Source organism: Nocardia sp. NPDC006044 (assembly GCF_042871115.1).
Taxonomy (GTDB): Bacteria; Actinomycetota; Actinomycetes; order Mycobacteriales; family Mycobacteriaceae; genus Nocardia.
Map to the genome: position 1 here is coordinate 1 of NZ_JBIAID010000010.1, position 3226 is coordinate 3226.

The window sequence follows — 3226 nt, forward strand, 5'->3', positions numbered from 1 at the left end:
GTGTGTTGTTTCAGATACTGCACAGTGGACGCGTAGCTTCTTTGTTGGTAAGTCCTCGGCCGATTAGTACCAGTCACCTGCACCCGTTACCGGGCTTCCAGTTCTGGCCTATCAACCCCATGGTCTGTGGGGGGCCTTAACCCCTCGAAGGGGGAGAGAAACCTCATCTTGGAACAGGCTTCCCGCTTAGATGCTTTCAGCGGTTATCCCTTCCGAACGTAGCTAACCAGCAGTGCACTTGGCAGTACAACTGGCACACCAGAGGTTCGTCCGTCCCGGTCCTCTCGTACTAGGGACAGCCTTCCTCAAGTTTCTTCACGCGCGCGGCGGATAGAGACCGAACTGTCTCACGACGTTCTAAACCCAGCTCGCGTGCCGCTTTAATGGGCGAACAGCCCAACCCTTGGGACCTACTCCAGCCCCAGGATGCGACGAGCCGACATCGAGGTGCCAAACCATCCCGTCGATATGGACTCTTGGGGAAGATCAGCCTGTTATCCCCGGGGTACCTTTTATCCGTTGAGCGACACCGCTTCCACTTGCCGGTGCCGGATCACTAGTCCCGACTTTCGTCCCTGCTCGAGCTGTCGCTCTCACAGTCAAGCTCCCTTGTGCACTTGCACTCGACACCTGATTGCCAACCAGGCTGAGGGAACCTTTGGGCGCCTCCGTTACATTTTAGGAGGCAACCGCCCCAGTTAAACTACCCACCAGGCACTGTCCCTGAACCAGATCATGGTCCGAAGTTAGAAGCCCAATACGATCAGAGTGGTATTTCAACGATGACTCCACGAACACTGGCGTGCCCGCTTCACAGTCTCCCACCTATCCTACACAAACCGTACCGAACACCAATACCAAGCTATAGTGAAGGTCCCGGGGTCTTTTCGTCCTGCCGCGCGTAACGAGCATCTTTACTCGTAATGCAATTTCGCCGAGTCTGTGGTTGAGACAGCTGAGAAGTCGTTACGCCATTCGTGCAGGTCGGAACTTACCCGACAAGGAATTTCGCTACCTTAGGATGGTTATAGTTACCACCGCCGTTTACCGGGGCTTAAATTCTCAGCTTCGCACCCGAAGGCGCTAACCGGTCCTCTTAACCTTCCGGCACCGGGCAGGCGTCAGTCCGTATACATCGTCTTACGACTTCGCACGGACCTGTGTTTTTAGTAAACAGTCGCTTCTCACTGGTCTCTGCGACCACCCCCAGCTCAGACCGCACGGGCCGTCACCGGTTGTGGTCCCCCTTCTCCCGAAGTTACGGGGGCATTTTGCCGAGTTCCTTAACCACAGTTCTCTCGATCGCCTCAGTATTCTCTACCTGACCACCTGTGTCGGTTTGGGGTACGGGCCGTGTACCAACTCACTAGAGGCTTTTCTCGGCAGCATAGGATCACTGAATTCGCCTCAATCGGCTACGCATCACCTCTCAGGCCACATATCCGGCGGATTTGCCTACCGGACGCCCTACAGGCTTACACCAGTACAACCACTGACTGGCCCAGCTACCTTCCTGCGTCACCCCATCGCTTGACTACTACCAGCCAGGGTCATGTGCATCCCTCCACTCGAGACCCGAAGGTCTTCTCGGAAGTTCAGGACACTTAGCACAACTGATTCATCATGGGCGCGGATACACGGGTACGGGAATATCAACCCGTTGTCCATCGACTACGCCTGTCGGCCTCGCCTTAGGTCCCGACTCACCCTGGGCGGATTAACCTGGCCCAGGAACCCTTGGTCATTCGGCGGACGAGTTTCTCACTCGTCTTTCGCTACTCATGCCTGCATTCTCACTCGCGTCACCTCCACAACTGGATCACTCCGCTGCTTCCATGGTGACACGACGCTCCCCTACCCATCCACACCACTGGACCTGCCCCCGCAGGAACAGGCCGGTGTTAAGTGTGAATGCCGCGGCTTCGGCGGTGTACTTGAGCCCCGCTACATTGTCGGCGCAAAATCACTTGACCAGTGAGCTATTACGCACTCTTTCAAGGGTGGCTGCTTCTAAGCCAACCTCCTGGTTGTCTTCGCGACTTCACATCCTTTTCCACTTAGTACACGCTTAGGGGCCTTAGCCGGCGATCTGGGCTGTTTCCCTCTCGACTACGAAGCTTATCCCCCGCAGTCTCACTGCCACGCTCTCACACACCGGCATTCGGAGTTTGGCTGATTTCGGTAAGCTTGTAGGCCCCCTAGACCATCCAGTAGCTCTACCTCCGGCGTGAAACACGTGACGCTGCACCTAAATGCATTTCGGGGAGAACCAGCTATCACGGAGTTTGATTGGCCTTTCACCCCTACCCACAGCTCATCCCCTCAGTTTTCAACCTAAGTGGGTTCGGGCCTCCACGACGTCTTACCGTCGCTTCACCCTGGCCATGGGTAGATCACTCCGCTTCGGGTCTAGAACATGCGACTCGACCGCCCTATTCGGACTCGCTTTCGCTACGGCTACCCCACACGGGTTAACCTCGCCACATGCCACTAACTCGCAGGCTCATTCTTCAAAAGGCACGCCATCACCCACAGCCAACCAAATGACTCGCAGGCTTTGACGGATTGTAAGCGCACGGTTTCAGGTACTATTTCACTCCCCTCCCGGGGTACTTTTCACCTTTCCCTCACGGTACTAGTCCGCTATCGGTCACCAGGGAGTATTCAGGCTTACCGGGTGGTCCCGGCAGATTCACAGCAGATTTCACGGGCCCGCTGCTACTCGGGTATCACTCACAAGAGCCAAGAAGTTTTCGTCTACGGGATTCTCACCCTCTACGACAGGCCGTTCCAGACCACTTCGACTAACCACTCGGTTTCTTACTCTCGCCCGATCCGGCAGAATCGAGAAGAATGACCCCACTACCCCACATGGACAACCCCTGCCGGGTATCACATCCACATGGTTTAGCCTCTTCCGCTTTCGCTCGCCACTACTCACGGAATCACTATTGTTTTCTCTTCCTGTGGGTACTGAGATGTTTCACTTCCCCACGTTCCCTCCACACACCCTATATATTCAGATGCGGGTAACACGACATCACTCGTGCTGGGTTTCCCCATTCGGAAATCCTCGGATCTCAGCTCGGTTGACAGCTCCCCGAGGCTTATCGCAGCCTCCTACGTCCTTCATCGGCTCCTGGTGCCAAGGCATCCACCGTACGCTCTTAAACACTTACTAACAAAGATGCTCGCGTCCACTGTGCAGTTCTCAAACAACACACAA

Annotated in this window: 1 rRNA gene; it reads right to left on the bottom strand. The window is 55.6% G+C overall.

Going from position 1 to position 3226, the window contains the following annotated elements:
- Positions 1-43: 43 nt before the first annotated feature.
- Positions 44-3181, bottom strand: a 23S ribosomal RNA gene (locus ACFYO1_RS43760).
- Positions 3182-3226 lie beyond the last annotated feature (45 nt).